Here is a 3,568-nt window from a genome sequence, read left to right on the forward strand (position 1 = left end):
GACCGCGTTGACCGCGCCCATCAACGCCAGGGCCAGCGCGGCACCCGCCCCACCCCGGCGCGGGGACATCCGCCCCTGCAACACCCGCACCACCGGGAGCAGCACCCACGGCGCCAGCGCGACCGGCCAGATCTCGGAGGAGATCGACCCGAGGTCGCCGAGCATCCGGGGGGCGAGCGCGTAGAGGATCCCGGCCACGGCCCTGGTCTGGGGGGTGCCGATCCGCAGGGCGGCCGCGACCCGGACCACCCCCACGTAGGCGAGCGTCAGCAGAACCGCCCACCACAGACGTTGGGTCAGCCAGGCGGGCATCCCCACCAGGTCGAACAGCGCGAAGAACGGCCCCTGGGGGAAGAGGTACCCGTACGCCTGGTTCTGGACCTGGCCGCCGAACGACAGTCCGGTCCACAGGTGGGTGGCCTGCGAGAGAAAGCGTCCGGGATCGACGACGAGGTCGTACTTGGTGTCCGGGACGACCAGACCCGGGGACTGCAGGCAGGCGAGGAGGAGGAAACCGAGGAACGCGACGACCGCGTCACGCGCGCCTGCACCGAGACGGATCCCGCGGGTCACCTCGGCCGGCGCGGGGGAGGGACTAGCGGGCGCCGTACTCGACCTGGCCGAGGAGGGCCTGGTCGGCGGGCGGCTGCGCGACCTCCGGGATGGAGTTCTCGGCCATCGCGGAGCTGGCTCCGAAGGCGACGATGCCGCCGAGGACGATTCCGCCGACTGCGCTGGCGAGCGCTCCGGTACCGAAGCTCATCGAGTTCTCCCTGCGGGTCACGAGAATGGGGTGTCCCGGCGGTGCCCCGGGGCACGCCGTCGCCGAAAGAGTATCACCCGGTACCCGGTGGATCGTGCGTAGTGTCGCCCACAACTACTTACTGGCCGGTAAGTTGGTGTGGGACACGACACCACGTCCCGCCGGAAGGAGTCCTGTGACGACGGGGACCAAACGGATCCCACGCGCGATCCGCGAACAGCAGATGCTCGACTCGGCCATCCGCGTGTTCTCCGACCTCGGCTACCGATCGGCGTCGATGGACACCATCGCCAAGGACGCCAGGATCTCCAAGCCGATGCTGTATCTCTACTACGGCTCGAAGGAGGAACTGTTCTCCGCGTGCGTGACCCGTGAGTCCGGGCGACTCATCGACCACCTCACCTCCGCGGCGACCAGTGGGACCGGTGCGCGTCACAGTCTGGAGAGCGTCGTGGAGGCGTTCCTCGACTACGTGGACGACCACGCCGACTCGTGGAACGTCGTGTACCGCCAGGCCGTGGCCGAACCCGCCTTCGGCGACGAGGTCGAGAAGACCCGCTCCGTCCTGGTGGACCTGACCACCGATCTGCTGGCGCAGAACTCGGTGGACGGGCGCAGCCGCGAGGTGCTCGAGGTGGTCGCCACCGCGCTCGTCGGGGCCGGGGAGGCGGTCGCCGACCGCGTCGCACACCGGTCCATACCCAAATCGGTGGCCGCAGGAGTGGTCGTCGAACTCGCGTGGCGCGGCCTCGCCGGAGATCCCGCCAAGTCACTCACCACCCCGAAAGAGGAGAACCCGTGACCGACACGACCGAAGACACCACCCGCCGCACGTCCCAGGGTGCCAGGACCCTCAGCCCGTTCGACCTGGCGGGAGGCCTGCCCTCTCTCGTCTCCGATCTGCCCACCGTCCTGCGTGGTCTCCGGATCGTCCGCACCTCCCGCGGGACCGATAAGATCTCCATCGGCAGGAGGTTCCAGGAACTGGCGGCCGGCCAGCCGGACGCCCCGTTCCTGCGCTTCCTGGGATCCGAGATCACCTACGGGGAGGCGAACCGGCGCGCCAACCTCGTCGCCGAGGTGCTCAAGGCCCGTGGGGTCGAGCGGGGCGACACCGTCGGCATCTGCATGGTCAACCGGCCCGAGGTCATGCTCGCCATCCTGGGCGCGGTCAAGGTGGGCGCCTCGGTGGGCCTGCTCAACCATCACCAGCGCGGGGAGGTCCTCGAGCACTCGCAGAAGATCATCGAGTCGAAGGTCGTCCTCATCGGGGCGGAGTGCGCCGAGGCCGCCGGGTCCATCCCCCGCGAGAAGTGGCTCGGTGAGCTGATCGCCGTGGGATCCGAGGTCGACCTCCCGTTCCGCGACTTCACGGCGGGCCACCGCCCGGACGAGCTCTCGGATCTCACCTGGCTCGAGGACGAGCTGGAGAAGATGGACGCGGACGCCGGCGCCACCAACCCGCCCGAGGCGGACGAGACGCTGGGCAACGAGACCGCGTACTACGTGTTCACCTCGGGAACGACCGGCCTGCCCAAGGCCTCGACCATGTCCCACTACCGCTGGAACCGCGCGCTCGCCGGTTTCGGCCTGTCGGGTGTGCGGCTCAAGAAGGACGACGTCCTGCTCTGTCCGCTGCCGATGTACCACAACAACGCGCTCACGGTCGGCCTGGGTTGCGTGCTCGCCGCCGGCGCGTGCCTGGCCGTCGAGGAGCACTTCTCCGCGTCGAAGTTCTGGGACCAGGCCCGCGCGGCCGGGGCGACCGCCGCCATCTACATCGGCGAGATCTGCCGCTACCTGCTCAACCAGGAACCCGGTCCGGGCGACCGTGACCATTCCATCCGGGTGATGACGGGCAACGGGTTGCGCCCCGAGATCTGGGACGAGTTCCAACAGCGGTTCGGCATCGACCGGATCTGTGAGTTCTACGCGGCCAGCGAGTGCAACATCGCGTTCGTCAACGCCTTCAACATCCCCAAGACCACCGGCTACTGCCCGATGGACTTCGCGATCGTGGACTACGACCCGGACACCGGGGAGCCCCGCCGCGGCGAGGACGGCCGGCTCACCAAGGTGGGCAAGGGCGGGACAGGCCTGCTGATCAGCGGCATCTCCGACACGCAGCCCTTCGACGGCTACACGGACAAGGAGGCCACGGAGAAGAAGGTCATCCGCGACGCCTTCACCGACGGCGACGCCTGGTTCGTCTCGGGCGACCTGATGCTGGACCAGGGCCTCAAGCACGCCTCGTTCGTCGACCGGCTGGGCGACACCTTCCGGTGGAAGGGCGAGAACGTGGCGACCACCGAGGTGGAGGCGGCCGTCAGCGCCCGCCACGAGGTCGACCAGGCCGTGGTCTACGGCGTGCCGGTGCCGGGTGCCGACGGGAAGGCGGGCATGGCCGCCGTCCGGCTGCACGACAAGTCCGACTTCGACGGCGCCGCGCTCGCCGAGCACCTGCGCAGGTCGTTGCCGTCGTACGCGGTTCCGCTGTTCATCCGGCTCTCCAAGGAGCTCGAGGTGACGTCCACTTACAAGAGCCGCAAGACCGAGCTGCGCGAGCAGGCGTTCGACACCTCCCGGTTCGACGACCCGCTCTACGTCCTGTCGTCCGACAACGGATACGTCCCCTTCTACGATGGGGCAGAGAACGACGTCGTCGCCGGTAAGGCCTGAGGCCGGGGACACCACGGAGGAGGTCCCGCCGCCGCATGCCCAGTCCCCGCATGCCCAGTCGTCGTGCGCACAGTCGCCGTGTGTCCGACCGACGGGCGCGCCGCGGCGGGACCGACCTCTCCCGCC

The 3,568-nt window shown here is 69.4% G+C and carries 4 protein-coding genes; 2 read left to right on the plus strand and 2 right to left on the minus strand.

Annotated elements, in window-relative coordinates:
- Both G6020_RS07595 and G6020_RS07600 read right to left on the minus strand, forming a co-directional pair.
- Positions 1 to 573, minus strand: a 573-nt coding sequence (locus G6020_RS07595; RefSeq protein WP_182610204.1) for an alpha-(1->3)-arabinofuranosyltransferase family protein, incomplete at its 3' end; no start/stop codon positions are given.
- 22 nt (positions 574 to 595) lie between these two features.
- Positions 596 to 784, minus strand: coding sequence for a DUF2613 domain-containing protein (locus G6020_RS07600; RefSeq protein WP_304816525.1), 189 nt, complete (start codon positions 782 to 784; stop codon positions 596 to 598).
- Positions 785 to 938: 154 nt separating this feature from the next.
- Between G6020_RS07600 and G6020_RS07605 the strand changes: the two genes are divergently transcribed.
- Together G6020_RS07605 and G6020_RS07610 are read left to right on the plus strand one after the other, a co-directional pair.
- Positions 939 to 1,565, plus strand: a complete 627-nt coding sequence (locus G6020_RS07605; RefSeq protein ID WP_179523607.1) for a TetR/AcrR family transcriptional regulator — start codon at positions 939 to 941, stop codon at positions 1,563 to 1,565.
- Positions 1,562 to 3,442, plus strand: a complete 1,881-nt coding sequence (locus G6020_RS07610; protein ID WP_182610205.1) for a long-chain-acyl-CoA synthetase — start codon at positions 1,562 to 1,564, stop codon at positions 3,440 to 3,442. The genes G6020_RS07605 and G6020_RS07610 overlap by 4 nt, the downstream gene beginning before the upstream one ends.
- Positions 3,443 to 3,568 lie beyond the last annotated feature (126 nt).

This window comes from Dietzia sp. B19, assembly GCF_014145155.1.
GTDB lineage: Bacteria > Actinomycetota > Actinomycetes > Mycobacteriales > Mycobacteriaceae > Dietzia > Dietzia natronolimnaea.